Annotated in this window: 19 protein-coding genes; 10 read left to right on the forward strand and 9 right to left on the reverse strand. The window is 71.6% G+C overall.

Annotated elements, in window-relative coordinates; all coding sequences use genetic code 11:
* Nucleotides 1-11: 11 nt before the first annotated feature.
* The gene (locus ACYVO7_RS06385; protein ID WP_460448983.1) at nt 12-2,741 is read right to left on the reverse strand and encodes a hybrid sensor histidine kinase/response regulator; all 2,730 of its coding nucleotides are present in this window, start codon (nt 2,739-2,741) and stop codon (nt 12-14) included.
* A gap of 252 nt (nt 2,742-2,993) precedes the next feature.
* On the opposite strand from ACYVO7_RS06385, the gene ACYVO7_RS06390 reads away from it, so the two are divergent.
* The 3 genes from ACYVO7_RS06390 to ACYVO7_RS06400 all read left to right on the forward strand — a co-directional run bounded on the left by ACYVO7_RS06390 (nt 2,994) and on the right by ACYVO7_RS06400 (nt 6,073).
* The gene (locus ACYVO7_RS06390) at nt 2,994-3,482 is read left to right on the forward strand and encodes a response regulator (protein ID WP_460448984.1); all 489 of its coding nucleotides are present in this window, start codon (nt 2,994-2,996) and stop codon (nt 3,480-3,482) included.
* The gene (locus tag ACYVO7_RS06395; protein ID WP_460449136.1) at nt 3,482-4,903 is read left to right on the forward strand and encodes a TadE/TadG family type IV pilus assembly protein; all 1,422 of its coding nucleotides are present in this window, start codon (nt 3,482-3,484) and stop codon (nt 4,901-4,903) included. The genes ACYVO7_RS06390 and ACYVO7_RS06395 overlap by 1 nt, the downstream gene beginning before the upstream one ends.
* A 72-nt stretch (nt 4,904-4,975) precedes the next feature.
* Nucleotides 4,976-6,073 (forward strand): ATP-dependent DNA helicase, encoded by a 1,098-nt coding sequence (locus ACYVO7_RS06400; RefSeq protein ID WP_460448985.1) that lies wholly within the window; start codon nt 4,976-4,978, stop codon nt 6,071-6,073.
* 18 nt (nt 6,074-6,091) lie between these two features.
* Here ACYVO7_RS06400 and ACYVO7_RS06405 read toward each other — a convergent pair whose 3' ends face one another.
* A complete protein-coding gene (locus ACYVO7_RS06405; RefSeq protein WP_460448986.1) occupies nt 6,092-7,066 on the reverse strand; it encodes a D-2-hydroxyacid dehydrogenase in 975 nt (324 codons plus the stop codon).
* 199 nt (nt 7,067-7,265) lie between these two features.
* Here ACYVO7_RS06405 and ACYVO7_RS06410 point away from each other — a divergent pair, with 199 nt between their 5' ends.
* A complete protein-coding gene (locus ACYVO7_RS06410; RefSeq protein WP_460448987.1) occupies nt 7,266-7,484 on the forward strand; it encodes a hypothetical protein in 219 nt (72 codons plus the stop codon).
* A gap of 28 nt (nt 7,485-7,512) precedes the next feature.
* Here ACYVO7_RS06410 and ACYVO7_RS06415 read toward each other — a convergent pair whose 3' ends face one another.
* The 3 genes from ACYVO7_RS06415 to ACYVO7_RS06425 form a co-directional block, all read right to left on the reverse strand.
* Nucleotides 7,513-9,129 (reverse strand): peptide chain release factor 3, encoded by a 1,617-nt coding sequence (locus tag ACYVO7_RS06415; protein WP_460448988.1) that lies wholly within the window; start codon nt 9,127-9,129, stop codon nt 7,513-7,515.
* A gap of 305 nt (nt 9,130-9,434) precedes the next feature.
* The gene (locus ACYVO7_RS06420) at nt 9,435-10,835 is read right to left on the reverse strand and encodes a DUF2865 domain-containing protein (RefSeq protein WP_460448989.1); all 1,401 of its coding nucleotides are present in this window, start codon (nt 10,833-10,835) and stop codon (nt 9,435-9,437) included.
* Between the two features lie 141 nt (nt 10,836-10,976).
* On the reverse strand, nt 10,977-11,264 hold the full coding sequence (locus ACYVO7_RS06425; protein WP_460448990.1) for a hypothetical protein: 288 nt from the start codon (nt 11,262-11,264) through the stop codon (nt 10,977-10,979).
* A 149-nt stretch (nt 11,265-11,413) separates the two neighbouring features.
* On the opposite strand from ACYVO7_RS06425, the gene ACYVO7_RS06430 reads away from it, so the two are divergent.
* Complete coding sequence (locus tag ACYVO7_RS06430; RefSeq protein WP_460448991.1) at nt 11,414-11,854, forward strand: YsnF/AvaK domain-containing protein; 441 nt, start codon at nt 11,414-11,416, stop codon at nt 11,852-11,854.
* Between the two features lie 34 nt (nt 11,855-11,888).
* Entirely contained in the window at nt 11,889-12,845 is a 957-nt protein-coding gene (locus ACYVO7_RS06435; RefSeq protein WP_460448992.1) for a DUF2382 domain-containing protein, read from the forward strand.
* A 39-nt stretch (nt 12,846-12,884) separates the two neighbouring features.
* On the opposite strand, the gene ACYVO7_RS06440 is transcribed toward ACYVO7_RS06435, so the two are convergent.
* The 4 genes from ACYVO7_RS06440 to ACYVO7_RS06455 all read right to left on the reverse strand — a co-directional run bounded on the left by ACYVO7_RS06440 (nt 12,885) and on the right by ACYVO7_RS06455 (nt 17,312).
* Complete coding sequence (locus ACYVO7_RS06440) at nt 12,885-13,859, reverse strand: DUF2865 domain-containing protein (RefSeq protein WP_460448993.1); 975 nt, start codon at nt 13,857-13,859, stop codon at nt 12,885-12,887.
* A gap of 216 nt (nt 13,860-14,075) precedes the next feature.
* Nucleotides 14,076-14,687 (reverse strand): hypothetical protein, encoded by a 612-nt coding sequence (locus ACYVO7_RS06445; RefSeq protein WP_460448994.1) that lies wholly within the window; start codon nt 14,685-14,687, stop codon nt 14,076-14,078.
* 115 nt (nt 14,688-14,802) lie between these two features.
* On the reverse strand, nt 14,803-15,684 hold the full coding sequence (locus ACYVO7_RS06450) for a PCC domain-containing protein (RefSeq protein ID WP_460448995.1): 882 nt from the start codon (nt 15,682-15,684) through the stop codon (nt 14,803-14,805).
* A complete protein-coding gene (locus ACYVO7_RS06455) occupies nt 15,681-17,312 on the reverse strand; it encodes an acyl-CoA synthetase (protein ID WP_460448996.1) in 1,632 nt (543 codons plus the stop codon). The genes ACYVO7_RS06450 and ACYVO7_RS06455 overlap by 4 nt, the downstream gene beginning before the upstream one ends.
* A 193-nt stretch (nt 17,313-17,505) precedes the next feature.
* On the opposite strand from ACYVO7_RS06455, the gene ACYVO7_RS06460 reads away from it, so the two are divergent.
* The 4 genes from ACYVO7_RS06460 (at nt 17,506) to ACYVO7_RS06475 (ending at nt 26,986) form a co-directional block, all read left to right on the forward strand.
* The gene (locus tag ACYVO7_RS06460) at nt 17,506-18,522 is read left to right on the forward strand and encodes a TRAP transporter substrate-binding protein (RefSeq protein WP_460448997.1); all 1,017 of its coding nucleotides are present in this window, start codon (nt 17,506-17,508) and stop codon (nt 18,520-18,522) included.
* A gap of 200 nt (nt 18,523-18,722) precedes the next feature.
* The gene (locus ACYVO7_RS06465; protein ID WP_460448998.1) at nt 18,723-20,597 is read left to right on the forward strand and encodes a TRAP transporter large permease; all 1,875 of its coding nucleotides are present in this window, start codon (nt 18,723-18,725) and stop codon (nt 20,595-20,597) included.
* Between the two features lie 138 nt (nt 20,598-20,735).
* Nucleotides 20,736-22,700, forward strand: coding sequence for an autotransporter assembly complex protein TamA (locus ACYVO7_RS06470; RefSeq protein ID WP_460448999.1), 1,965 nt, complete (start codon nt 20,736-20,738; stop codon nt 22,698-22,700).
* Nucleotides 22,700-26,986, forward strand: coding sequence for a translocation/assembly module TamB domain-containing protein (locus ACYVO7_RS06475; RefSeq protein ID WP_460449000.1), 4,287 nt, complete (start codon nt 22,700-22,702; stop codon nt 26,984-26,986). The genes ACYVO7_RS06470 and ACYVO7_RS06475 overlap by 1 nt, the downstream gene beginning before the upstream one ends.
* The last annotated feature ends 6 nt before the right edge of the window (nt 26,987-26,992 follow it).

Genomic DNA, 26,992 nt, shown 5'->3' on the forward strand with positions numbered 1-26,992 from the left:
GCCGGACCGACTCAGGCGGCGGACTTGCGCGCGTCCGGCCGGCGGTGGGGCTCCAGGGCGGCCAGCGTCGCGTCCAGCTGCTCGCGCAGCTCGGCGACGGCCGCCGCGTCGACCCGCCCGCCATCCACGCGCACGCGCTTCTCGCAGGCGCCCGCCAGCGCCGCGACGCGCACCGCGCCGATGTTGAAGCTCATGGATTTCAGCGCATGCGCCGCCTTGGCCTGGTCTTCCGGGTCGGCGTCGAGCGACGCCTCCAGCTCGGCCAGCGCCTTGGGGGCGTGGTCGACATACAGGCCCACGATGCGGGCCAGGAAGGCGCCGCCGTCCGAGGAGGCCATGCCCTCCAGTTCGCCGAAGGTCGCGGGATCGAGCAGTTCGGCCTCGCCCGCCGGGTCGGCCTCGTCCTGAGCCAGGGGAGCGGGCGCCGGGGCGGCCGCGCCCTCCTGGCCGGCGAGCCACGGCGCGAGGCTCTCGGCCAGGGCGGCGATCGTGAACGGCTTGTGCAGGATCCCGTCCATGCCGGCGGTCGTCCATGCGTCGGCGGCCGAGCCGACCACATGCGCCGTGAGGGCGATGATCGGCAGGCGGGCGCGGCCCTCCTGCGCCTCCAGGGCGCGGATGCGCCGCGACGCCTCGAAGCCGTCCATCTCCGGCATGCTGCCGTCCATCAGGATCAGGTCGACGCCGCCGCGCCGCGCGATCTCGACGGCGCCGCGGCCGTCCACCGCGACCTCGGCCTGCACGCCGAGCCGCGCCAGCGCCTCCACGGCGACCTCGCGATTGACCGGGCTGTCGTCCGCCACCAGCACGCGCCGGCCCTGGAAGCGCGGGACGGAGTCCGTGCGGCCGCGGCGTTCGCCGCCCAGGGCGCGAAGCGACTGGCCGAGCGCCAGGCGCCGGCCGAGTTCGTCGAGCTCCGCCGCCGCGAGCGGCCGCACCAGGAGCGCGTCCGCGACCCCGCCGGTCTCCAGCTGCCGCTCCGCGCCGTCCCCCATGGTCGTCAGCGCCACGACGCGCCGCGCGCCGGCCCGGCTCTGGCGGGACGCCGCGGCCAGCACCGACCCTTCCGCGAAGAGCACGTCACAGGCCGGCAGCGCGCCGTCCGGCCCGGCGAGTTCGGCGGGATCGCGCCGCTCCACCCCGTAGCCGCACGCCGCCAGGTGGTCGGCGGCGACCCGCGCGGTGGCGTCGCCCCGCACCGCCACGATGGCCAGCGGGCGCTTGCCGTCCAGCGCCGGCGCCCGCGGCAGGGCGCGCGCCGCTCCCGCGTCGCGGACCGGGATCGAGAACGCGAAGGTGGAGCCCCGGCCGGCCTCGCTCGTCACCCGGAACGAGCCTCCCATGGCCTCGACGAGGCGCTTGGAGATGGCGAGCCCCAGACCCGTGCCGCCGAATTTGCGCGTGGTGCTCTGGTCCACCTGCGAAAAGGCGGAGAACAGCTTGTCGATCTTGTCCGCCGGGATGCCGATGCCGGTGTCGCTCACCGCGAAGCGCAGCCGCGACGGGTCGTGCGGGTCGAGACCGATCGAGAGCAGGACATGGCCGCGCTCGGTGAACTTGATGGCGTTGTTGACCAGGTTGCCGATCACCTGGTTGAGCCGCACCGGATCGCCCAGCAGCGTCGCGGGCGTGTCGGGGGCGACGTGGGCGGCCAGATCGAGGCCCTTGTTCTGGGCGCGCTCCCAGAACAGGCTGAGCACGGTGTCGGCGGCCTCGGCCGGGTCGACCGGGATCTGCTCCACCTCCATCTTGCCGGCTTCGACCTTGGAGAGGTCGAGGATGTCGTTGATGATCGCCAGCAGGCTCTTGCCCGAGCGCGCGATGACCTCGGCGTAGCGGCGCTGCCGGGCCGGCAGGTCGCCGGCCGAGAGCAGCTCCGCCATCACCAGCACGCCGTTCATGGGGGTGCGGATTTCGTGGCTCATGGTGGCCAGGAAGTCGGACTTGGCCGCGTTGGCGGTCTCGGCCGCGTTCTTGGCCACGCTGAGATCGTGCGTGCGCTCCAGAACCTGCTGCTCCAGATGCGCCCGGTGGTCCGCCAGCTTGACGTCGCGCTCGCGGATCTCATGCATCATGGCGTTGAAGCTTCCGACGAGCTGGCCGACCTCGTCATTGGCCTCCTGACGGGCGACGCTGTGGAAGTCGTGCTGGTCGCGCACGCGGGCCATGGTCGCCGCGAGGCTGAGGACGGGCTGGGTGATCGAGCGCTGCATGCGCAGCGCCGCCGCGAGGCCGAGGCCGATCGCCGCGACGCCGCCCGCCAGGCTGATGGCGACGGTGCGCATGAGCGCGGCCATGAGCCCGTCGGCCGGCATCACCAGGATGAGACGCCCGATGGGCTCGCGCCCGGGGAACCTCACGGGCTCGACCACCTGGATGGTGCGGCTGCGCAGCATCGCCCAGAGCGAGGCGTCCGACTGGCCGCCCAGGCTGCTGTCGCGCACCAGCCGCGCCGTCTGCCCGAGATCGGCCAGCATGCGCCCGTTCAGCGCCTCGACGCCGATGAACGAGATGGAGCCGCCGCCCTCGCTCCCGTCGAAGGCCCGCATGCCGACGAGGGCGTCATAGATCTGGGCCTCGTTCTCGCTCTCCACGCCCTTGGCCACCGCGGCGGCGAACACCCGCGCGGCGTTCACCAGGATGGTTCGCCGGCTCCTGGCGAACTCGTCGGCCGTGTGCGCGACCGCCACGAGCGTGCTGGCCAGCACGGTCAGGCTGACGGCGGCCAGGACCAGCCGCACGAGCTTCGTCCGAATGGACCGGAATGGAGGGGCAGCAGACAAGGCGATGTTCCGGGGATCCGATGCTTAATGAGAGCATCGAGATCTGACGAAGGCCTTAATGATCATTGGTCTAGACAAAAATCAACTGGAGGATGCACGTCGGTTGAAGCGGAAAATTGTGTGTGCATCACTGAGAACTGCACAGTTGGAGCAATAAATGCTTCACGTTTGCCCGATAGTTTCAGCCCAAATGCTTCAGAGTGCATAGAAATGCTGCTCGGGAAACGAAACCCGCTCGAACTGGCGTTCATCTCGGAAGACGGAGCCAGAATTCTCGTCGCTGACGACGACCCGATCCTGCTCGAATTCGCCAACCTGCACATCGCCTCGTCGCAGGTCGAGGTCGTGACGGTCGAGGACGGCGTCGCCGCCTGGGAGCGCCTGGAGGAAGGCGGATTCGACCTCGCCATGGTCGATCTCGACATGCCGCGCCTCGACGGGCTCGGCCTGATCATGCGGATCCGGGCCGAGCCGAAGCTGGCCGCTCTGCCGGTCGTGGTCGCCACCGGGCGCGACGACCTCTTCGCCATCGATAGGGCCTACGAGGTCGGCGCCACATCCTACGTCACCAAGCCGATCAACTGGCGGCTGCTCACCTACCAGCTCCGCTTCGTGCTGCGCGCCGACCGCGCCGCCAAGGCGGCGGCGCTGGCCCGCAGCCAGAGCCCCGCCGGCGATCTGGGAGCGGCGGCCGCGTGATGGCGCTTCGAGCGGTCTCGCGCGTCCTCCGGAGATTCGCCCGGAACACCAGCGGCGGCTTCGGCGTGGTCGCCGCGGTCGCCATGCCGGCCCTGGCGAGCGCCGCCATGCTGGCCGTCGATCTCAGCAAGGTCTACCAGCAGCAGAGCGTCCTGCAGTCGGCCGCCGACAGCGCCGCGATCGCCGGCGCCAGCGAGTTGCGGGTCGCCAACGCCGACTCCCGCCGCGTCGCCACCGTGTCGCTGAACTACGTGGCCGCCAAGATCGGGGCGAGCCTCAGCCCGACGCAGCCCGACAGCTCCGCCATGACGACGGCGCAGCAGCCTTCGGCCGGAGGCGCCGCGGCCCCGCAGACCTCCACCGCGCTCCTGATCAGCCGCAACGGCGACCTCACCAACGTCACCAGCGTCTATGACGGCGCGGGCGCGACCGTGGCCATCAAGCTGCGCCAGGACGTCGCCACCGTGATGGCCCGCTATGTCGCGCCCTCCCTGACGGAGGTCGAGGCGACGTCGACGGCCCGCATGATGGGCGCCGCGCCGCTGTGCATGATCGCCCTGGAGGAGGCCAGCAGCCAGGCGCTGTGGCTGCAGGCGGGCTCGCGGGTCACGGCCAATGGCTGCGCGGTCTACTCGAATTCCTCGTCCTCGTCGGGCCTCGTCGTCGACGCGACCTCCTCGGTCACCGCCACGAAGGTGTGCAGCGTGACGACGCCGGCCTCCCGGGTGAACTCCACGCCCGCGCCGGTCGCCTGCCCGGCGCTGCGGCCCGACCCGCTGGGCTACAGGACCGCGCTGGCGGCCTCCTGCCCGCTGAACCTGCCGCCGCTCGTCATCCAGGGATCCGCGAGCGTCATGCTCCCGCCGGGCCTGTATTGCGGCGGCATCACCATCAAGGACGACGCCGTCGTCACCCTCACGGGCACCAGCGGTCTTCCGGGCGGAATCTACGTCATGGGAGGCGACCTCCAGGTCAAGAACAAGGCCGTGCTCAAGATGCTCGATTCGAACGCCGGCGCGGCGTTCTACTTCACCGGGCAGAAGAGCCGCTTCGCCTTCGACGACGAGACGCAGGTCGCCCTCTCGGCGCCGCGCACGGGCGAACTCGCCGGCTTCCTGTTCTTCGAGGACCCGGGCCGGGCGACGTCCGGAGACGCGCCGCTGAACTTCGAAATCAAGAGCAAGAAGGTCACCCAACTGCTCGGGACCATCTACCTGAAGAACGGGATCCTGCGCATGGACCTCAACGCCAAGGGGGCAGGCGCGATCGCCGACCAGTCCGCCTTCACGGTGGTGGTCGCCCGCAAGGTGCAGCTGAAGGACGGCCCCAACCTGGTGCTCAACAGCAACTACGCCGGCACCTCGGTCCCCGTGCCGCAGGGCGTGGGCCCCACGGGCGGGATCGTCGCCCTCTCGAAGTGACCGTCACGCGGGCGGCGCCGCGCGCGGGAATCGACTAGTGTTCCGGTTTTGGACACGAGACAGGTTCTCCGCATGGAATGGTCGCCCCAGCAGGACGAAGCGCTGAAGCAGGTCGCCGCCTGGCTGAAGCGCGGGACTCCGCAGGTGTTTCGCCTGTTCGGATTCGCCGGCACCGGCAAGACCACGCTCGCCCGGCACTTCGCCGAGGGCATCGACGGCGAGGTCGCCTTCGGCGCCTATACGGGCAAGGCGGCCCATGTGCTGCGCCAGAAAGGCTGCGCCGACGCCGCCACGATCCACAGCCTGATCTACAGGCCCAAGGCGATGGAGGACGAGGAGGCGCCGCTCTTCACGATCAACCGCGAGAGCGCGGCCAGCAAGGCCGACCTCATCGTCATCGACGAGTGCTCGATGGTGGACGAGGAGCTCGGCCGCGACCTGCTCTCCTTCGGCGTCCCGGTCCTGGTGCTGGGCGACCCGGCGCAGCTGCCGCCCGTGAAGGGGGGCGGATTCTTCACCGAGCACGAGCCCGACGCCATGCTGACGGAGGTGCACCGCCAGGCGCGCGACAACCCCATCATCCGGCTCTCGATGGAGATCCGCGAGGGCGCCGAGCGCCTCGCCGTCGGCGAGTACGGCGACAGCCGCGTGATCCGGCGCGCCGACATCGACGCCGGGGCCGTGCTGGGCTGCGACCAGGTCCTGGTCGGCCTCAACAAGACGCGGCGCCTCTACAACCGCCGCATGCGCGAGCTGAAGGGCTTCCGCGACCCCATGCCGGCCGTCGGCGAGAAGCTCGTCTGCCTGCGCAACGACAAGAAGAAGGGCCTGCTGAACGGCGGCGCCTGGACCGTGAAGGCCCTGCGCGAACCGCTGAAGGGCTTCGTGCGCCTGGAGCTCACCCCCGAGGACGAGGGCCGCCGCAAGGCCGTGAAGGTGAAGGTGTTGCGCGAGTTCTTCGAGGGCGAAGGCGAGGAGATCCCCTTCATGATCCGGCGCGAATCCGACGAGTTCGACTACGGCTACGCCATGACGGTGCACAAGTCGCAGGGCTCGCAATGGGACGACATCGTGCTCTTCGACGAGAGCTGGGCCTTCCGCGAGCACCGCACGCGCTGGCTTTATACGGGCCTCACCCGCGCGGCGCGGCGGATCACGGTCGTGGTCTGATCCGCCCCGACGGCGGGCTCACACGATCGCGTTGCGCAGCTCGGCCTCGCCGCGCCACAGCCGGCCGAGATTGTCCATCAGGATGGCCAGCACATTGGCCTCGTAGCGGCGAGTCTCGCCGGCCGAATGCGGCGTGACGATCACGTGCGGCATCGCCCAGAGCGGCGAAGCCGCGGGCAGCGGCTCGTCGTGGAAGCAGTCCAGCCCGGCTCCGGCGATGCGGCCCTGGGCCAGCGCCTCGGTGAGCGCCGCCTCGTCCACCACCTTGCCGCGCGCCACATTGATGAACAGCGCCCCCGGCTTCAGGGCCGCGATCGCGTCGCGGCCGATCAGGCCTTGGGTCTCCGGCGTCAGCGGGCATGTCAGCGCCACCACGTCGGCCTCGGCGAGCGCCTCGTTCAGCCGGTCCGGGCCCACCACCGCGTCGGCGACGCCCGGCAGAGGCGCCGTGTTGCGCTTCACCGCCACGATCCGCATGTCGAAGGCCCGCGCCAGCGCGGCCAGCCGCGACCCGATGCGCCCCATGCCGACGATGACCAGCGTCTTGCCGCCGAGCTCGTCCTCCCGGCGGGTGCGGTCGCCGATCATCGGGCGCCAGTGGCGCCTCGCCTGGTCGTCGCGGGCGAGATGCAGATGGCGGGTCAGCGACAGCAGCAGCCCCATAGCGTGCTCGGCCACCGCGCGCTCGTTGCCGCCCTGGGCGCTGGCGAGCCTCACGCCGCGGCTCTTCAGCAGCTCCTTGTTGAACTGGTCGGTGCCGGCGCTGATCGACTGCACGAAGCGAAGCTTCGGCGCCCTCTCCAGGAGCGCGTCCCGCCACGCGAAGGAGATCACCAGGACGTCGACCTCCGGCATGCGCGCCATCAGGGCCTCCGGCGTGGAGACCTGGAAATGCCGCACCCCGGTGTCAAGCGCCGCGAAGGCGTCGGCGAGCTGGTAGGCCCCATGCGCGAAGCCGATCGTCAGGGAGGAACGGTCAGGGATCAGGCTCATGGCGGTCTCTCGGGGACGCAGGACCGCCCAGCATTAGCGCCTGCGCGGCCCCCCGGGAAGCGCGGCCGCGCGGCTACGCACAATTGCGAATGGCGCGCGCGGCGCCAGCGGGAGAGACTGCCCGCATCCCCCCGCAGCGCCGCGCGACAGCGGCCCATCATTTGCGCCCGACCGGGCCGTCACTGGGGGAGACACCATCATGATCGAGGCCGCCATCGTCGCCGCTTTCACGATCGCCGGGCTGCTGCTCGGGGTCCTCGCCGGGGTCAAGCCCAGCTTCGTCCTGTTCGCCCTGGCCTATGCGGCGGCCGGCGCCGCGCTGGTCGCGGCCGTGCGCTCCACCGGGCCCAGGATGGCGGAGAACGACGCGCAGCCGGCGCTCGAGCAGCCCGAGCCCGCGCGCGCCGAGGCCGCCTGAGCGGCCGGGGTCCTCCCCAGGCCGCGGGTCAGGCCGCCTTTTCGCGGATCTGGTAGTCCTTGATGTCGGAGAACCGCACCTTGGGAGCCCGCTCCTCGTCGTAGCGCAGCGAGAAGGGGCTCGCCGCCATGAACACGGGCGCGCCGTCGAGATCCGACGCGATCGCCGACATGTTGGCGTCGATGAACTTGTCGAGGTCCGGCCGGCTGTCGGAGGCGATCCACCGGCAGATCGCGAAGCGCGTCTGCTCGTAGTCGATCGGCAGGCCGTATTCGGCCTGCAGCCGCTCCTTCAGCACGTCGAGCTGCAGCGCCCCCACCACGCCCACGATGGCGCCCGAGCCGTCATGCGGGATGAAGAGCTGCACCACGCCTTCCTCGGCCATCTGCTGCAGCGCCTCGCGCAGCTTCTTGGCCTTCATGGCGTCCTGAAGCTTCACGCGGCGCAGAATTTCGGGCGCGAAGCTCGGGACGCCGCGAAACAGCAGGTCCTCGCCCTCCGTCAGCGTGTCGCCGATGCGCAGCGTGCCGTGGTTGGGGATGCCCACCACGTCGCCGGCCCAGGCCTCGTCCGCAATGGCGCGGTTGCGGGCGAAGAAGAACTGCGGCGTGTTCAGCGCCATCGGCTTGCCGGTGCGCACCAGCTTGGCCTTCATGCCGCGGCTGAGCCGGCCCGAGCACACCCGCATGAAGGCGATGCGGTCGCGGTGGTTCGGGTCCATGTTCGCCTGGATCTTGAACACGAACCCGGTCATGCGGGGCTCCTCGGCCTCGACCCGGCGCACATCCGCATCCTGCCCGCGCGGCGGCGGCGCGAAGGCCGCGAGCGCGTCGATGAGGTCGCGGACGCCGAAATTGCGCAGCGCGCTGCCGAAGAACACCGGGGTCAGATGCCCCTCGCGGAAGGGCTTCAGCTCGAAGGGCCGACAGGCCTCGCGGGCCAGCATGATCTCCTCGGCCCAGGCGTCGCGCTCGTGCTCGGGCAGCATCTCGAGCACGGCCGGGGAGTCCGGCCCGTTCACGGGCTGCGCCTCGTCGTCCGCGTCGAGCCGGCGGACGGTGTTCTTCGCCAGGTCGTAGGTGCCCGCGAAGGAGCGGCCGCGGCCGATGGGCCAGTTCACCGGGGCGGTGTCGAGCGCCAGCGTCTTCTCGATCTCGTCGAGAAGATCGAAGGGATCGCGGCTCTCGCGGTCCATCTTGTTGATGAAGGTGACGATCGGAATGTCGCGCAGGCGGCAGACCTCGAAGAGCTTGCGGGTGCGCGCCTCGATGCCCTTGGCGGCGTCGATCACCATGATGGCCGAGTCCACCGCCGTCAGGGTGCGGTAGGTGTCTTCCGAGAAGTCCTCGTGGCCGGGCGTGTCGAGCAGGTTGAAGACGCAGTCGGCGTATTCGAAGGTCATCACCGAGGTGACGACCGAGATGCCGCGCTCCTTCTCGATGCCCATCCAGTCGGAACGGGCGCTGACGCGGTTCTTCTTGGCCTTGACCTCGCCGGCGAGCTGGATCGCGCCGCCGAACAGCAGCAGCTTCTCGGTCAGCGTCGTCTTGCCCGCGTCCGGGTGCGAGATGATGGCGAAGGTCCGCCGGCGGGAGACGGGCGAACCGTCAGTCTTGCTGGCGTCGGTCTTGGAACCGTCGGTCATGGAACCTGCGATCGTGCTGCTGGGCGGCCCGCCCGAGCCGGCGGCCGCTTCCCTGCGACAGAATGGACCAGGGTCTTTCGCACTTGCGGAAGACAGTCGTCGCCCCACATAATCGCTTACCGAAACAATTGAAAGGAGGTGATCCAGTGTCTCATTGTCATCAGCCGCGCCTGACGGTCTCGACCTGGATCTCCGCCCGTGCGGAGCTTCGCGCCTGAGAAGGCGCAACCGGGTCCCGTGAGGACCGCGGACCGACAATGGAAAGGCCGTCCCGCGAGGGGCGGCCTTTCTTCTTGGGCGTCGCTTCAGCGCCGCGGCGGGTCCCGTAGCGTCCCCGTCTCGGCGGGGTCGGGCCGCGGGCGGGGCTCCGGCGCCCGCTGCGCAGCGCGCGCCGGACCCGCCGACATGGGCCCGGGAGCGGCCGGGCCGACCGGGATCGCCGCCGCCTCCTGGGCGGCTTCGGCCCGCAGCTTCGCCCACGCTTGGGCGCGCGACAGCCGGTCCGCCTCGTTCTCGTCGAGGATCACGTCGGGATGCGGGGACGCCAGCACCCGCTCCGCGGGCCGCAGCAGGGCCTCCCAGGATTGGCCCTGGATCTTGCATCCGCAGCCCGGATTGACGCTGCGCCGGTAGAGGAAGGCCGACCGCAACGCGCCGTAGCGCTGTCCGCCCATCGAGACCGCGTCCGCCATCGCGCCGCCGGCCGATGTCCTGAAGACTTCGGTCCGCGCGCCCGGGCAGAGCGACGTGCACATATCCTGCGCGTCGCCGCCGCGGATCGATTGATTCAGGGGAAAGTAGAACCCGTCGCAGGTGCGCACGCAGGCGAACCGGCCGCCCTTGGCCATGAAGCGCTTGCGCAGCGGCGAGCCCGGCGGCTCGACGGGCGGCTCGGTGACCGCATAGGCGCCGGCCTGCGCGACGGAGGCGAGATATCCCGCGCTGATGCGCGTGGGAGCCGGGGCGGCGATCCAGAGAGGCGGGAGGGCCGCGATCGCGCCGGACGTGGGCGGCGGGGCGGGCTGAGGCTGGCGTCCCTCTGCCGCCGGCGCGAAAGCGAGCGTCGACGGCGACAGGCTCGCGTCCGTGGGTCGCGGCGCGGCCGGAGGGGCGATCCGGGGCGGGACCGGCGCCCGCGCCTCGATCCGGGCGTCGCGCGCCGGCGGCCGCGTCTCCGCATCGGCGTCAGCGGCGCGGGTCCGCTGCGGCGTGGCGGCCGGGACCTGCGCGGCGGGACCGCGCCTGGCCGCCCGCGGCTCGACCGGCCGCGGCAGCCGGGCCTCAGGCGCGCGCTGCGTCGCTTCGGCCACGCCGGGCGCAGGGGCCGCGCGGCCTCGCGGCGCCTTGGCCCGGGGGACCGGGGCGGCCTGGGCCGCCGCTTCGTCGGCCTCGACAGGAGCCAGCGCCAGCGGCGGCCGCGAGCCCTCGGGCCCGCACGCCGTCACGCGCTTGCCGAACCAATGATTCAGCTGCAGCTCGCGATGGATGGCGGCGAGCCGCTCGGCCAGCACGGCGCAGTAGTCCTCGGCGCCGGTGATCACCGCCGGCCGTCGCGCGCACCCCATCGCCCCGTAGGAGGCGTGCAACTGCCCATATTCGCTGCGCAGCGCGCCATTGATCGCGGCGCGATCGCTCCAGGGCCAGCGGCGTTGGTCCGGGCAGCCCTCGGCCTGCGCCGACGACGCGATCGCCAGGCCGAGCAACACGGAAAGGGACGTTAAGCATCTCGAAGCCATGGCGAAAACTTGCCATGATCATCTCACGCCATGCTTAAAGAGCATGGTTAGCAAATATCAAAGATGAAACTGCCGAAATCGTGGTTAACGAAGGGTGACCAAGGCGGCCCTTCAGCCTGCGGAGCCGCTCACGAGCCGCAGGCGCGGCCTCTGGGCCCCGCTCATGAAGGTCAGCGCCACCCAGTCCTCGCCGGCGGCGCTCTCGATCGCGCGGTAGCCGAAGCCCTGCGCGAAGGCGCGGGCCTGCTCCAGGGCGTCGCGGCCGATCCGCGCGTCGAAGCGCCTGAGCCCCGCCGCCATGCTGGCGGCCAGGACGCCGATCTCGAACCCCTCGTCGAACTCAGCCGACCGGCCCGGGAAGCGGACCGTCAGGCCATCCTGCACAGTCATGCGACGCATGAAGATATCCCCTGCGTCATTTCTCGGACAACATGGTTAACGAATTCTGAGCAGCCTCCGGCGCACGCGCGCGGCCCGGATGGAACATCGGCGAAGGTCCCGAATTGGAGTTCCGACGAATCACCGAAGCGAGGCGGCGCTCAGCACCCATGACCCATGATCACCACGACCCAGCGCACCGCGCCACGCCGACGCACGGCCAGACCGACGTCCTGCCCCTCGCCGAGGAGAGGCTCGTCGTCGGCAAGGAGGACGTCGTCACCGGCCGGCTGCGCGTCCGGACGCAGACGAAGGAGACGCAGGAGATCGCCAGCCTCGACCTGGCGAGCGAGGACGCCGACGTCGTCCGTGTCCCGATCGGGCGCGAGGTCGACGCCGCGCCCCCGGTCAGGACCGAGAACGACGTCACCATCGTGCCGATCCTCGAGGAGGTGATGGTGGTGGAGAAGCGCCTCGTCCTGAAGGAGGAGCTCCATATCCGCCGCCGGACCACGGTCGAGAGCTTCGAAGCCCCCGTCACGCTGCGCCGCCAGGAGGCGGTCGTCGAGCGCGAGGACGCCACGGGCGCCGCCGCCGACAGCCGCCCGTGAGCTCGTCAACGCCAGCAGGGTCAGGAGAGCCAGAATGAGCGATTCAGTCCAGGCCGGGACGGCCACCCCCACCGACCGCGCCCAGCACACGGTCGCGGCGCTGTTCGACAGCCGCGCCGAGGCCGAGCGCGCCGTCGACGCCCTCATCGAGGAGGGCTTCGACCGCGACGACGTCCGCCTCATGCCGGAGAGCGAGCGCGACCACGAAGGCTCCGACCTCGTCGAGGCGCCGCGCGCCGACACGGGATTCTGGGCCTCGCTGCGCGACATGTTCTTCCCCGAGGAGGACCGGCACGTCTACGCCGAGGGCCTGCGCCGCGGCGGATACCTGGTGTCGGTGCGCACCAGCCCCGAGCACTACGAGAAGGCGATCGACATCCTTGACGACGAAGGCACGATCGACCTCGACGAGCGCGAGGCAGCCTGGCGCACGCAGGGCTGGTCCGGCTACGCCGGATCGGACTACGAGCCCGGCTCGTCGCTGGGCGGAGACGCCGCGCCCGCTCCGGCCCCGGCCCGGACCGAGCCCGCCTCCCGGCCCGCCGCCATGACCACCACCGAGGACGCGTTCAACGTCGAGGGCGGCCGCCAAGGCGAGCAGGTCATCCCGATCGCGGAGGAGACCCTGCGGGTCGGCAAGCGCATCGCCCGGGGCGGGCAGGTGCGGGTCCGCAGCTACGTCGTCGAGACGCCCGTCTCCGAGCAGGTGAACCTGCGCGACGAGCACGTCACGATCGAGCGCCGTCCCGCGGACAGGCGGCTATCCGGCGCCGAGGACCCCTTCCGCGAGCGCACGGTCGAGATGGACGAGGCGCGCGAGGAGCCGGTGGTCTCCAAGGAGGCGCGCGTGCGCGAGGAGCTCGTCGTCAACAAGGACGTCGAGACGCGCAACGAAACCGTCAGCGACAAGGTCCGCCGGACCGAGGTCGAGGTCCAGGACGATCGCAACGCCCGCAGCGCCGGAACCGGCGGCGAGCCCGGCCGGCGATAGGCGCCCACGCGGTCAGCTCCTGGCCGAGGCGCAGGGGCGTCACTGCCCCGCCGACGCCTTGGTGACCGCGCCCGTCTCGATGTCCGAGGTCGGGTTCAGGGAGGATTGCGACAGCTCCAGCGGGGTCACGCTTCCGGGCGCGATGACCCTCACGGCCGCGGGTCCCGGCCCCGCCGAGGCCGGCTCGGCGGAGGCCGCGGCGGTCGCCCCGGCGGGCCTGACGATGATGTCGTTGTCGCCCGGCTCGCCGGCCGGCGGCTTGCGTTTCGCTCCCTTGAGGGCGGCGGACTTCGATCCGGCCGCCGACGCCTGGGCCATCCGGGCCGCGAGGGCGGCGTCGACCACGATGTCGGAACTGCGCCTCGCGATCATGCCCTCGGCCTTGGCGAGAGCCTGCGCCCAGCTCTGCCCGTCGCCCTTGCAGGAGCAGCTCTTGTCGACGGACGTGCGGTATTTGAGGGCGTTCGGCAGGGCCGTGTAGGCCTGGCCATGGGTCGAGACCGCCTCCTGGATCGCGCCGCCGTCCGGCATGCGGAACACGGCCGTCTCCGCTCCCGGGCAGAGCGACTGGCACATGCCCTCGACGTCGCCGTCCTCTGGCTTGGCCGAGAGCGGGAAGAAGAACCCGTCGCAGGTGCGCACGCAAACCAGCTTGCGCCCGCCGCGCGGCGAATATCCGCCCGACGCCGAAGCCTTTTCGACATGCTCCCGGTCCGAACAGGCCGCCGCGATGGCCCCGCGCAGCTGCGCCTTGCGCGCCTGGACGTCGGCGCCGCCGCCGCCCGAGACCGCGGCCGATTGCAGCGAGCGCAGCCGGGCCGCGACGCCCTGGCAGGCGGGCGGCGGCCCGAAGAACAGGAACCCTCCGCCATTGCAGCCCATGTCGCGATAGACGGCGGCGAGTTGCGCATACTCCTGGCGCGCCGCAGCGCCGCCCCCGTCGCCGAGGCTACGGTACTCGGCCTTGAGCTGCCGGCATGGAGCCGACTGGGCCAGCGCCCCTGTCGAGGCCATGACGCCCGCCACCAACGCCAGGAGCGCGGCGGCGGGCCGATTGTGTCTGCACGGTGTCGATCCCATGGCGATCAAACCGACGTCGGGGGCCGAAGTTCCTCGGAAAAATACCGCCCGGCGGCAGGAACCCGCGCGGTCTCAGGCATGGTTGAGAAGACCTGAATCCAGGCCTTCCCCATCCTTCATCTCACGGCTTCGGAGTCGCCCGATCGCGGCTCAGCGCCAGCGCCGGCCGCCGCCCCAGTGGCCGCCGCCACCCCAGTGACGACCGCCCCAGCCGCCTCCGGCGAACCGCGCGCCGCCCCAATGCGGTCGGCCCGCATAGCCCCAGCGGGCGCCGCCGCCATACCAGCGCGGCCCGCCATAGCCGTAATAGGCGTGTCGGCGATAGGCGTAGCCCGGGTAGCCATAGCCGTAGCCATAGGCCGGGTAGCCGTAGCCATAAGCCGGGTAGCCGCCATAGTAGTAGGAATCGTAGTAGCGGTCCTGCGCCGCGCCGGCCGCGATCGCGCCGGCGACGAGGCCGAAGGCGCCGAGCGCAGCCCGGGCCCCGGCCCTGTCGTCATAATAGGGGCGATGCGCATAGCGCCGGTGATGATAGCGCGTGGCGTAGTGACGGACGCGGTGGTGATGCCTGACGGCTGCGTGACGCCGCGCCCGGTAGGCGACGTCCTGCAGGACGCCCTCGCCCGCGAGCGCGCCGGCGTTGACGACCGGGAAGGGCGCGGCCGACGCCGTCTGGACCGGCGCGCCGCCCAGCAACGCGGCCGCCGCTCCGGCGGCCAGCAGGCCTCGCAATGAGAACCATCGGTGAATCGAAAGCGCCATGGCGTCCTCCGTGCGCGGCTCGGCCCCCTCGACAACGCCGGATGATCCGACCCTGTTCCTGTCAGGCGCGCCCGCCGCGTTCAGGATCAGTTTACCACGAACTTGGCCGCCCGGGCTATTGCGGCGCCTCCGCCATCAGGACCTCGAAGGTGATGCAGACCGGGCATTCTCCCGGAACGAGCCGCCCCGCATGGATGCGGCCTTGCGTGTCGACGAGCGTCACGTCGATCTCGGCGCGCCATTCGCCCGCCTCGTCCCGCGCCACGCGCCCGCGCTGGACGAAGACCTCCGTGGCGATGTCTGCGACCCGCGCGCCGTCCGCGAAGAGAGGCTGGATCAGGCTCCCCACGCAGCCATGCAGCTCCGCCGCCGCAAAGCCATGGCGCCGGGCGAGCTCCGCCATGGCGCCGCAGAAGTCCTCGTTCGGCCTGACCCGCGCCAGCGCCGTGCGGGGGCCGGAGGCCGGAGCGCCGCCCGCCCCGGCCTGCGGGGCCGGATGGAAGATCTTGAACGCCGTCTCGGGATCCTCGACCGCCTCGATCCCGTGTTCGGCGACGCCCCAGGCGGCGATCCCGATCGGCTCGGCGATGACGCAGTCATGCGGCAGCAGGTGGCCGCCGGTGCGCCGGCCGTCGCTTTCCCGCCAGACGCCATGGACATGGACGAAGGGCGCCCCGTCCCGCAGCCCGAAGGTGGCGTTGGCGCGCTCCAGCCGGGTGACGCCGGCGGGTTCGTGCGGCGCGCTGTACCAGGCCGCGTGCACGCCGTCGGTGGAGAGCGCCGGCATGACGTAGCGGAACGGCGCGAAGGCGCCGCCTTCCAGCGCGGCCGCGCCGCCCCGGATCCCGGCCCCGGCCATGAAGCCGGCGATCGCCTCGTTGATGGTCAGCCCGGCCGCGAGCGCGCCCGACGCGGAGAGGCTGCGGCCGGCGAGGCTGGCGATCCGGTCGGGATGGGCTGGCCCCGGGTGCCGCAGCGACGTCACCCGCGCGTTCACGTCGCGGCTCCGTCGAGCGGCAATAGACCCCGGCTCTCCAACTCCTCGCGCACCATCTTCTTGGTGATCTTGCCGTAGCCCGACTTCGGCAGCGCGTCCCAGAAGAACACCCGCCGCGGCAGCTTGTAGCGGGAGACCTTGTCTCCCATCCAGGCCACGAGCGCGCCTTCGTCGAGCGTCGCTCCTGGGCGCAGCACGCAGACGGCGACGCCGATCTCGCCCCAGGTGCGGTCCGGCACGCCGAGCACGGCCACCTCGGCGATCGCCGGATGGGTCAGGATCTTCTCCTCGACCTCGCGGGGATAGATGTTCGAGCCGCCCGAGATGTACATGTCGGACTGCCGGCCCGTGATGTAGACGAAGCCCTCGCGGTCCATGAAGCCGAGATCGCCGGTGCGGAACCAGCCGTCGCGGAACGCCTTGGCGTTGGCCTCGGGATTGTCGTAGTAGCCGGCGAACACGGCCGGCCCGCAGACGCAGATCTCTCCCGTCGCGCCGGGCTCGACCTCCCGGCCGGCGTCGTCCTGAATCTGCACCTGCATGCCGGTGCGCTCGACGCCGCAGGTCCCGAGCTTGAGGTCCGGCCCGTCCTCGGCCTCGTGCAGCGCCGCCGGCAGGACGGTGATGTTGCCCGTCACCTCGCCGAGCCCAAAATACTGCACGATCACCGGCCCGAGCTTGCGCAGGGCGTATTTCTGGTCCTCGCGATACATCGGCGCGCCGGCGTAGATGACGTGCCGCAGCGAGGAATGGTCGTGGCGGTCCACCCCCGGGTGCTCGACCAGCATCTTCAGGATGGTCGGCACCGTGAACATGTTGGCGACGCGGTGTTCGGCGATGAGCCGCCAGGCCTCCTCGGCGTCGAAGCGATCGCCGGGCGGCAGCACGGTCTTCACCGCCCGCGCGGTCTGCACCAGCTGGTGCACGCCCGCGCCGTGCGACAGCGGCGCGACCACCAGGGAGGCGTCCTGCTCGGTGACGCCTGGCGTCAGGTCCGCCAAGTGATTGGTGATGACGAACGCCATCTGGCCATGGGTCAGCACCGCCGCCTTGGGCCGCCCGGTCGTGCCCGACGTGAAGAAGAACCAGCACGGATCGTCGTAGGACACGTCCGCGGCCCGCACCGTCGCGCCCCGATGCTCCTCGATGAGCGCCGCGACGCTGACCTGCGCGAAGGGCGCCTCGCCGAAGCTCGCCAGGACGGCGAGGTCCGGGGCCGCCGCCTTCACGGCCGCCGCGTGGGCGGGAAACTCGGCCTGGCAGAGGAACGCCTTGGCCCCTGACGCGCTGGCCAGATAGGCCACCTCGTCCGGCACGAGGCGGAAATTGGTCGGGACCCACACGGCGCCGAGCCGGAAGGCCGCGAACATGGATTCGAACATCTCGTTGCAATTCTTCGCGTGCACGAGGACGCGGTCGCCCTTGCCGACGCCGCGCGCCTGCAGGGCTGCGGTCAGCCCATGCGTCCGCTCCTCCAGCTGCGACCACGTCCACGAGCGCTCGCCCCACACGAATCCGTCGCGATCCGGAAAGCGCCGGGCGGCCTGGCTGAGGATGTGGGCGAGGTTCATGACCCGGTTGGAAACGCGGGCCGTTCCGCCGCGATAGTGCTCGTTTTCCCGGGACATCAGCCTCTCCTCCCCGTGTTCCACGTTGACCGGACGGGCATTCTGCTTAGATTGAGCCGTCCTTCGCCGGGTCCGAGTGGACCACCGGATGACGAAAAAAAGCAACACGGGGGTGAAACGGAACGCCTCTGCACGAGACGCAGTCCTTGCGTCCGGGCGGCGCGGCGGATCACCCACTGGGAGATAGCCCACGATGGCACGTTTGACCCGCCGCGATCTTCTCGCAACCACCGGCGCCGCCTTCGCGGCCGGCTCATTCGGCATCATCGGACGCGCGTCCGCCGCCGAGTTCACCTACAAGTTCGCCAACAACCTGCCGGCCACGCACCCGCTGAACGCGCGCGCCCAGGAGGCGGCCGAAAAGATCAAGTCCGGCACCAATGGCCGGGTCGAGATCCAGATTTTCCCGAACAACCAGTTGGGCTCCGACACCGACATGCTGAGCCAGGTGCGCTCCGGCGGCGTGGAGTTCTTCACCCTGTCGGGCCTGATCCTGTCGACGCTCGTCCCCGCCGCCTCGATCAACGGCATCGGCTTCGCGTTCCCGGACTACGACACGGTCTGGAAGGCCATGGACGGGGACCTCGGCAATTATGTCCGCGGCCAGATCGGCAAGGCCGGCCTCGTCGTGATGGACAAGATCTGGGACAACGGCTTCCGCCAGACGACGTCGTCGTCGAAGCCGATCGTCACGCCCGACGACCTGAAGAACTTCAAGATCCGGGTGCCGGTGAGCCCGCTCTGGACGTCGATGTACAAGGCGTTCGATTCCGCCCCGACCTCGATCAATTTCAGTGAGGTCTACTCGGCCCTGCAGACCAAGGTGGTCGACGGCCAGGAGAACCCGCTGGCGATCATCGCGACGGCCAAGCTCTATGAGGTGCAGAAGTTCTGCTCGCTCACCAACCACATGTGGGACGGCTTCCACATGCTGGCCAACCGCCGCGCCTGGGAGAAGCTGCCAGAGGCCGACCGCGCCGTCGTGGCGCGCGAGTGGAACGCCGCCGCCATCGCCGAGCGCGCCGACGTCGCCAAGCTCAACGCCGGCCTCAAGGGCGAACTGGAGGGCAAGGGCCTCGCCTTCAATCAGCCCGACCCGGCGCCCTTCCGCGAGAAGCTGCGCTCGGCCGGCTTCTATTCCGAGTGGAAGGGCAAATATGGCGACGAAGCCTGGGCCCTTCTCGAGAAGGCCGTGGGCAAGCTCTCCTGAGAAAACCTGACGCCCCCTCATCCTGAGGAGCCATGCGCAGCATGGCGTCTCAGGGGACGAGGGGGTCCAGCGCGCTCGAAGGCGCAGCTCCGCTGGAGTCCCTCGTCCTTCGAGACGCAGGCCCAAGCGGGCCTGCTCCTCAGGATCAGGGGCTTGGGGAGGCGAGCAGTTGGCGACGATGCGGCCGGGCTTCGAGGATCATGGCGAGTTTGCAGACAATTGAGCCGGCCGTTGCGGTCGTGTCCGGCTGGCGCGGCCTGGCCGCCCGGACGGAGGCCGCGATCGGATGGCTGGTGGAGATCCCCGCCGCCCTGCTGGTGGTGGCCGAGATCGTCGTGCTCTTCGCCGGCATCGTGGCGCGCTACGTCCTCCACAAGCCGCTGATCTGGTCGGACGAGCTCGCCTCGATCCTGTTCCTGTGGCTCGCCATGCTGGGCGCCGTCGTGGCCTTCCGGCGCGGCGAGCACATGCGCATGACGGCGCTGGTCGGCATGGTGGGACCGCGCGCGCGGGCGTTCCTGGACGCCGTGGCGGTGTGCGCCGCCCTGGCCTTCCTGCTGATGATCGTCTACCCGGCCTATGACTACGCCTATGAGGAAAGCTACATCGTCACGCCCGCGCTGGAGATCCAGAACGTGTGGCGCGCCGCGGCGCTGTGCGTCGGCGCCAGCCTGATGATCCTGCTGGCCCTGCTGCGCCTCGCCCGGGTCGCGGATCTCGGCGTCACGCTCGCGGCCCTCGTCCTCGTGGCGGCGCTGTCGGCCGTGTTCTGGTTTGCGGGGCCCGCCCTGAAGCCGCTGGGCAACCTCAACCTGATCATCTTCTTCATCGGCGTCGTCGCCGCGACGGTGCTGTCGGGCGTGCCCATCGCCTTCGCGTTCGGGCTGGCGAGCTTCGGCTACCTCGCCACCACCACGAGCGTGCCCATGCTGGTCGTGATCGGGCGCATGGACGAGGGCATGTCCCACCTCATCCTGCTCTCGGTGCCGCTCTTCGTGTTCCTCGGCCTGCTCATCGAGATGACCGGCATGGCCAAGGCCATGGTGCAGTTCCTCGCCAGCCTGCTCGGCCACGTGCGCGGCGGGCTCTCCTATGTGCTGGTCGGCGCGATGTACCTCGTTTCCGGCATCTCCGGCGCCAAGGCGGCCGACATGGCGGCGGTCGCGCCCGTGCTCTTTCCCGAGATGAAGCGCCGCGGCGCCAAGCCGGGCGACCTCGTGGCGCTGCTGTCGGCCACCGGCGCCCAGACCGAGACGATCCCGCCGAGCCTCGTGCTGATCACCATCGGGTCCGTGACGGGCGTCTCCATCGCGGCGCTGTTCACCGGCGGGCTGCTGCCGGGCGTGATCCTGGCCATCACTTTGTGCGTGGTCGTGCGCTTCCGCTACCGCAACGAGGACCTCTCGCATGTGGTCAAGGCCAGCCGGGCCGAGATCGGGCGCACCTTCCTGATCGCGCTGCCGGCGCTGGCGCTGCCCTTCATCATCCGCGCGGCGGTGGTGGAAGGCGTCGCCACCGCGACCGAGGTCTCCACCATCGGCATCGTCTACTCGCTGGTGGTCGGCCTGATCGTCTATCGGCAGTTCGACTGGGCGCGCCTGAAGCCGATGCTGATCGAGACGGCGGCCCTGTCGGGGGCGATCCTGTTCATCATCGGCGCCGCCACCGCCATGGCCTGGGCGCTCACCCAGTCGGGCTTCTCGCGCGACCTCGCCGCCCTGATGGCCAAGGCGCCGGGCGGCGGCGCCACTTTCATCGCCATCTCGATCGTGGCTTTCATCGTGCTCGGCAGCGTGCTGGAGGGCATCCCGGCCATCGTGCTGTTCGGGCCGCTGCTCTTTCCCATCGCCCGGCAGCTCGGCGTGCACGAGGTCCACTACGCCATGGTGGTCATCCTCTCGATGGGCATCGGCCTTTTCGCGCCGCCCTTCGGCGTCGGCTACTACGCCGCCTGCGCGATCGGCCGGGTGAGCCCCGACGAGGGCATGGGGCCGATCTGGGGCTACCTGTTGGCGCTGCTGGTGGGCCTCGTCGTCGTCGCCGCGGTGCCGTGGATCTCCATCGGCTTTCTCTGAGGCTGGAGTCCGTTTCGTACATGGGCGGCGAAACGTCGCCTCGGGATGCAATCCAAGATTGCATCCGTTAACGTGCGGCCGAAGGGAGCCGGAACAATCGTCTTGATCCAGCGTTCGCTCCCCAGAGGGAGCGTTCGGTTGGCGGCAAGGAGAGTGGCGGCGTGCGTATGCGTCCTGGCGGGGCTGTCAGCCCTTCCGGGCGGAGACGCGCAGGCGCTCGACATCCTCGGCCTGTTCGGCCTGGGCGCAAAGCCGCCGGCCCCGAGCCCCACCACCTATCCGTATGATCTGACCATCGAGGCCCCGGGCGCGCCCAGGGACGTGCGCCAGGCCGTGGAGGACGCCTCCAACCTGGCCCGCCTCAAGACCGAGGCGCCCGGCGCGGCCGACCAGCTCGTGCGGATCGCCCAGGCCGACCTGCCCCGCATCACCGACGCGCTCTGGGGCATGGGATACTATTCCGCCTCCGTCGTCATCGAGGTCGCCGGCGCGCCGCTGGCCCTGGGCGCCCTGCGCCCCGAGGCCGCCGCCCGCGCCGCCGAGGCCTATCGGGGCCGGGCGCTCGTGCCGGTCCGAATCGTGGCCCAGGCCGGGCCGCAATATCGCTTCCGCCGCATCGTCGTGCTCGACGACGCCTCCGGCCTGCCCTTCTCGCCCGACGAGCTGCCGCAGCGCGCCGTCAAGCTGCGGCCCGGCGATCCCGCCCGCTCGGCCGACGTGATCGCGGCCGAGGCCCGGATCGTGGACCATTTCCGCGAGAAGTCGCACCCCTTCGCCAAGGTGGTTTCGCGCGCTCCGGTGGTGATCCACCCCGAGCAGGCGATGGACGTCACCCTGCGGGTCCGGCCCGGGCCGACGGCCGGCTTCGGGGCCATCACGCTGTCGGGCGCCGAGGGCGTCGACCACGCGGTGGTGCGGTCCTTCATCTACACAGAGCCGGGCGACCCGTATTCGGTCACCGCCATCAACGGCGTCCGCAAGTCGGTCGGCCGGATCGAGGCGCTGGGCTCCGTGCGCATCCGCGAGGCCGAGAGGCTGGACGCGAACGGAAACCTGCCGATCTTCGTCGAGCTGACGGAGCGCAAGCAGCATGCGCTCGGCGTCTCCGCCCTCTACTCCACCACGGACGGCCCGGAGGTGCGCTCCTACTGGACGCATCGCAACCTGTTCGGCGGCGGCGAAGTGCTGCGCATCGAGGGCAGCACCTTCTACGCCGGCCGGGCGCTGGGCGAGCCGGCCCGCAACCGCGACGAGAAGCGGCTGGTCTCCTCCGACATCGGCGGCCGGTTCGGCTTCACCTTCCTGAAGCCCGGCCTGTGGGGCACGCGCAACGACCTGCTCGTGTCGGCGCTGGCGGCCCGCGAGAAGGGCTACGCCTATACGGACCGCCGCGCCGGCGGCGAGATCGACCTGCGCCACCGCTTCTCCGATGTGAGCTCCGCCCAAATCGGCGTCCGGGCGGAGCGCGGCCGCACCAGCGACGCGCTCGGCAACATCGACTACACGCTCGTCGGCGTCCCGGTCTCGTTCACCTACGACTCCACCGACAAGCCGCTCGATCCCAGCCGCGGCGTCCGCTTCACCGCCTCGGTGACGCCCTACCCCACTTTCCTGGGCTCCACCGTCGGCATGACTATCGCCAAGGCCAACGCCTCGGCCTATTACGCGCTGGACGAGGACGCCCGCTACATCCTGGCGGCGCGCCTCGGCCTCGGCTCCATCCTGGGCGCGGACCTGGAGGACATCCCCTCCAACTACCGCTTCTACGCCGGCGGCGGCGGCTCGGTGCGCGGCTACCGCTACCAGAGCCTCAGCCCGCAGGTCGGGCGGTTCCCGATCGGCGGCCAGAGCCTGGTGGAAGGCTCCGTCGAAGCCCGCATCAAGGTGACCGACACGATCGGGGTCGTGCCCTTCGTCGACGCCGGGCAGGCCTATGCGGAACGCTATCCGCGCCTCAATCAGCCGCTGCGCGTCGCCGCCGGCCTCGGCCTTCGCTACTACACCTCGATCGGGCCGATCCGGCTGGACGTCGCCACCCCGCTCAACAAGCAGAAGGGGGACAAGCCCGTCTCCCTCTATATCAGCATCGGGCAGTCCTTCTGATGAGAGCCGCGCGCGCCATCCTGCTCGGACTGCTCGGCCTCGCCGCCCTGGCGGGCGCCTATCTGGCCGGCGACGGCCCTGCGCGGGCCCAGAGCGAGCAGAACTCGCTCGCCAGCCTGCTGTCCTGGGCGCTGTCCACGCCGGAGAACCGCGTCCGGGTGGGCGCGGTGGAGGGCGCGCTCTCCTCCGACGCGGTGATCCGCGACGTCCAGATCTCCGACCGCGAGGGCGTCTGGATCACGCTCGACCGGGCCAGGATCTCCTGGCGCAGGACGGCGCTGCTGGCGCGGCGGCTCGAGATCGACGCGCTCGAGGTCGACCGCCTCACGGTCGCGCGCCGCCCGGTGGCCACCGAGACGGACGCCGCGCAGGCCGCCGAGGCGCCCGCCCTGCCGGCCCTGCCGGTGAAGCTGATCGTCAAGCAGTTCGCCATGAAGGAGCTTGCGCTCGGCGAGAAGGTGCTCGGCCAGGCCGCCCGGATCGCCGTCCAGGGCGACGCCGTGCTGGGCGCTCCTGCGGAGGGCCTCTCGCTGCACCTGCAGGCGACGCGGCTCGACGCCCAGGGACGCTTCGCCGCGGCGGTCAATTACGTGCCGCAGAGCGCGCAGCTCGATCTCAACCTCGACTTCACCGAACCGGCCGGCGGCCTCGTCGCCAGCGTCATCAACCTGCCGGGCCAGCCCCCGATCGACCTGAAGGTGCAGGGCCGCGGGCCGCTGGACGGCTTCCAGGCGTCGCTGAACTTCGTCTCGGGCCCGCAGCTCGGCGCCCAGGGCCGCGCCGTCGTCACCCGCGAAGGCGCGGGCCGGCGGGTGGCGCTAGCGCTGGGCGCCCGCATCGAAGCCCTGCTGCCGCCTGTGGTCGCGCCGGTCTTCGCCGGATCGACCGACCTGAACGGCGACGTGCTGGTGGGCGACGACGGAAGCGTCGCCTTTCGCCAGCTCGACGTCACCGCCCGGGCGGCGCGGCTCACGGTGGGCGGCGCGGTCGACCCGCAGCAGAACCTGGACCTCAGGCTCGCCATCCGCTCCCTGCCGACCGACGGCGCCAAGACCCGCGCCGGCGAGGTCGAGATCGGCCGCCTCGTCCTCGACGCCACCGCCAAGGGGCCCGCGACCGCCGCCGCCGTGCAGGCCCGCCTCGACGGGCGCGAGATCGCGACGCCCTGGGGCAAGGTCGCCTCGATCGCCGGCTCGCTCGGCGTCGAACCCGCGGCCGCCGGCGCGGCCGACGCCCGCTCCGCCGTGGCCGTGGACCTGCATGCGGCGGGGGTGGCCCCGGCCGACGCCGGCGAGGCCCGCGCGCTGGGCGACCGCATCGACCTCGTCGCCAAAGGCCGGGTGGACGCCTCCTTCGTCGCCGATCTCGGCGAGGCCCGCCTGACCACGCCCACCCTCCAGGCGTCCTGGACGGGGATCGTGGGCGCGCGCCGCCTCGACGGGGCGGCCTCCGTCCGGATCGCGCGGCTCGCCGCCTTTTCCGGGCTGGTCGGGCGCGAGCTCGGCGGTTCGGCCGACCTGAGCGCCAAGGTGACGGGAGACCCCCGCCGCTACCGCATCGACGCCGCGCTGGACGGACGCCTGGCGGACGCCCGCATCGGCGCGCCGCCCTTCGACCGGCTGATGGCCGGCGCAGTCTCCATCAAGGGCCTCGCCCGGCGCCTTCCGGGCGGCCTCGGCTTCTCGGACCTGCGCATCGAGGGACCCAATGTCCGCACCCGCCTCGACGGCGACGCCACGACGGAGGCCGCCAACCTGGCCGCGCATGTCTCCGCGCCCGACCTGAAGCGCGTCGACGAGCGCATCGCCGGCTCCGCCGAGCTCGACGCCAGGCTCACCGGCTCCCTCGAGCGGCCGGACCTGAACGCCACCGTGGCGCTGCGCGATGCGCGCGCGCTCGGCAAGGCGATCCCGCGCCTCGTCGTCGACATCGCGGCGACCAACCTCACGGGCGAGCTCGACGCCCGCCTGCGCCTCGACGGAGAGGTCGACCGCAAGCCGGCGGCCGGGCGGCTTCATTTCGCCACCCTGGGGGCCGTCCGAAAGCTCGACGACCTGGACGTCCGGATCGGGTCGGTCCACCTCGCCGGCGGCGTGACGCTGGACGAGAAGGACCTCGCCGTCGGCCGCATCGCGCTCGCGGCGGGGGACCTCGGCGACCTCTCGGCGCTGGCGCTGACGCCGCTGGCGGGTAAGCTCGACGCCTCCATCGACCTGACGTCCGCGAACGGCCGGCAGGACGCCGCCGTCTCGGCCCAGGGCGACCGGATCTCCGTCGCCGGCCAGACCTTGCGGCGTCTCGACGCCAGGCTGACCGCGACCGACCTCTACGCCGCGCCCGTCGTGGACGGGACCGCGACCGCAGACGACGCGGTGCTGGGCGGCGTCAAGCTCAACGCCGTCAGGCTGGCGAGCCGCGGGACCCAGCAGGCCAGCGCCTTCACGCTCACGGCTTCCGGCGACGCCGCGGTGGCGGTCGAAGGGCGCCTCCTGGCCGGACCGCCCATCCGGGTCGACCTGGCGAAGGCCAGCCTGCGCCGCAACGGCCAGACCCTGGCGTTGGCCGGCCCGAGCACGCTGACGATCCAGGACGGCGAGGTGGCGATCCCCGGCCTCGCCATCGAGGCCGGCCGAGGCCGCATCCGCATCGCCGGCCGGGCCGGGGCGCGGCTGGCCCTGACCGCCGACGCCGTGGCCGTGCCGCTCTCCATCGCCGACATCGCCTCGCCGGGCCTCGGCCTGCAAGGCGTGCTCGACGCCCACGCGGAACTCGGCGGAACCGCCGCCGCGCCGACCGGCCCCTACCGCCTCTCCGTCTCGAAAGCCGGCAACGCCGCGAGCCGCGCGGCCGGCGTCCCGCCCATCGACGTCAAGGCCGACGGCCGGCTGGAGGGCGACCGCGCCACGGTGGCGGCCACGGTGTCGGCCGGAAAAGGCGCCGTGGTGCAGGTCGGCGGCTCGGTCCCGCTCTCGCCGCAGGGCGGGCTCGCCCTGACGGTCCGCGGTCCGCTCGACGCCTCGCTCGCCAATGGCATGCTGGCCGCCGGGGGCCAGCGCGTCACGGGCCGGCTGAATCTCGATTTGCGCGTGGAGGGACCGGCGGCCGCGCCTCGCATCGCCGGGACGGCAGCCCTCACGGGCGCGACCTTCGACGATCCGATCGCCGGCGTCCGCCTGCAGGCCATCGAGGGGCGCTTCGCCGCGCGCGGCGAGGACATCGCCATCGAGCGGCTCACGGCGGCCACCCGCAATGGGGGGACGCTGTCGGCTTCCGGCCGGGTTCGCATCGACCCCGCCGCAGGCTTTCCGGCCGACGTCAGGATCACCGGAACCCGCGCCGAGCTGGTCTCCAACGACACGGTGTCGGCCACCGCCAACCTGGCGCTCGCGTTGAGCGGCCCCGTCGCCCGCACGCCGCGCATCTCCGGCACGGTCGACGTCATCTCGATGGACGTCGCCATTCCCGAGAACCTGTCCGGCCCGGCGCAGCCGCTTCCGGGCACGCGGCACGTCGCGCCCGGCCCGGCCGCCCGCGCCCGCCTGGCCGCCGCGCGCCGAGCCGGGACCAAGCGCGCGGGCCCTCCCTTCGTGGCGGCGTTCGATCTCAACCTCACCGCCAACAACCGCATCTTCGTGCGCGGCCGCGGGCTGGAGGCCGAGCTCGGCGGGGCGCTGCGCCTGACCGGCACCAGCAGGGACCCGGTCGCGATCGGCGCCTTCAACCTGCGCAACGGCCGCTTCGACCTCGCCGGGCAGCGCATCGACCTCGTGCGAGGGCGCCTGACCTTCGCGGGCGACCTCACGCCCCAGCTCGACTTCCTGGCCCAGACCCAGGCCGCCGACGTGACGGCCCAGATCGCCGTCACGGGCCTGGCTTCGCAGCCCGACTTCGCCATCACGTCCACGCCGGGTCTGCCGCAGGACGAGATCCTGTCGCGCATCCTGTTCAACCGGGCGGCCGGCGGCCTCACCGGCGTGCAGGCGCTGCAGCTGGCGCAGACGATCGCGCAGCTTTCCGGCGGCGGCGGGCCGGACCTCCTGGGCAGCCTTCGCAAGTCGCTGGGCGCCGACAGCCTCGACATCACCGCCGGGGCGAGCGGCGGGCCGGCCGTCGGCGTGACCCGCTACATCAACCGCCGCGTCCGCATCGGCGTCCGCGCCGGAGCGACGGCCGCCGACACGGGCGTGGGCGTCGACGTCGACATCACCAAGAACATCAAGCTCCGCGGCCAGGTCGGCGCCGACGGCGGAGCCTCGGCGGGCGCGGCGTATGAGATCGAGTATTGATTCAGG

Source organism: Alsobacter sp. SYSU BS001988 (assembly GCF_054796215.1).

Bases quoted from the DNA above. Each gene is read 5' to 3' on its own strand.
- ACYVO7_RS06390 (WP_460448984.1), top strand. From the start codon at position 2,994: ATGCTGCTCGGGAAACGAAACCCGCTCGAACTGGCGTTCATCTCGGAA.
- ACYVO7_RS06395 (WP_460449136.1), top strand. From the start codon at position 3,482: ATGGCGCTTCGAGCGGTCTCGCGCGTCCTCCGGAGATTCGCCCGGAAC.
- ACYVO7_RS06400 (WP_460448985.1), top strand. From the start codon at position 4,976: ATGGAATGGTCGCCCCAGCAGGACGAAGCGCTGAAGCAGGTCGCCGCC.
- ACYVO7_RS06405 (WP_460448986.1), bottom strand. From the start codon at position 7,066: ATGAGCCTGATCCCTGACCGTTCCTCCCTGACGATCGGCTTCGCGCAT.
- ACYVO7_RS06410 (WP_460448987.1), top strand. From the start codon at position 7,266: ATGATCGAGGCCGCCATCGTCGCCGCTTTCACGATCGCCGGGCTGCTG.
- ACYVO7_RS06415 (WP_460448988.1), bottom strand. From the start codon at position 9,129: ATGACCGACGGTTCCAAGACCGACGCCAGCAAGACTGACGGTTCGCCC.
- ACYVO7_RS06425 (WP_460448990.1), bottom strand. From the start codon at position 11,264: ATGCGTCGCATGACTGTGCAGGATGGCCTGACGGTCCGCTTCCCGGGC.
- ACYVO7_RS06430 (WP_460448991.1), top strand. From the start codon at position 11,414: ATGACCCATGATCACCACGACCCAGCGCACCGCGCCACGCCGACGCAC.
- ACYVO7_RS06435 (WP_460448992.1), top strand. From the start codon at position 11,889: ATGAGCGATTCAGTCCAGGCCGGGACGGCCACCCCCACCGACCGCGCC.
- ACYVO7_RS06440 (WP_460448993.1), bottom strand. From the start codon at position 13,859: ATGGCCTCGACAGGGGCGCTGGCCCAGTCGGCTCCATGCCGGCAGCTC.
- ACYVO7_RS06445 (WP_460448994.1), bottom strand. From the start codon at position 14,687: ATGGCGCTTTCGATTCACCGATGGTTCTCATTGCGAGGCCTGCTGGCC.
- ACYVO7_RS06455 (WP_460448996.1), bottom strand. From the start codon at position 17,312: ATGTCCCGGGAAAACGAGCACTATCGCGGCGGAACGGCCCGCGTTTCC.
- ACYVO7_RS06460 (WP_460448997.1), top strand. From the start codon at position 17,506: ATGGCACGTTTGACCCGCCGCGATCTTCTCGCAACCACCGGCGCCGCC.
- ACYVO7_RS06465 (WP_460448998.1), top strand. From the start codon at position 18,723: ATGGCGAGTTTGCAGACAATTGAGCCGGCCGTTGCGGTCGTGTCCGGC.
- ACYVO7_RS06475 (WP_460449000.1), top strand. From the start codon at position 22,700: ATGAGAGCCGCGCGCGCCATCCTGCTCGGACTGCTCGGCCTCGCCGCC.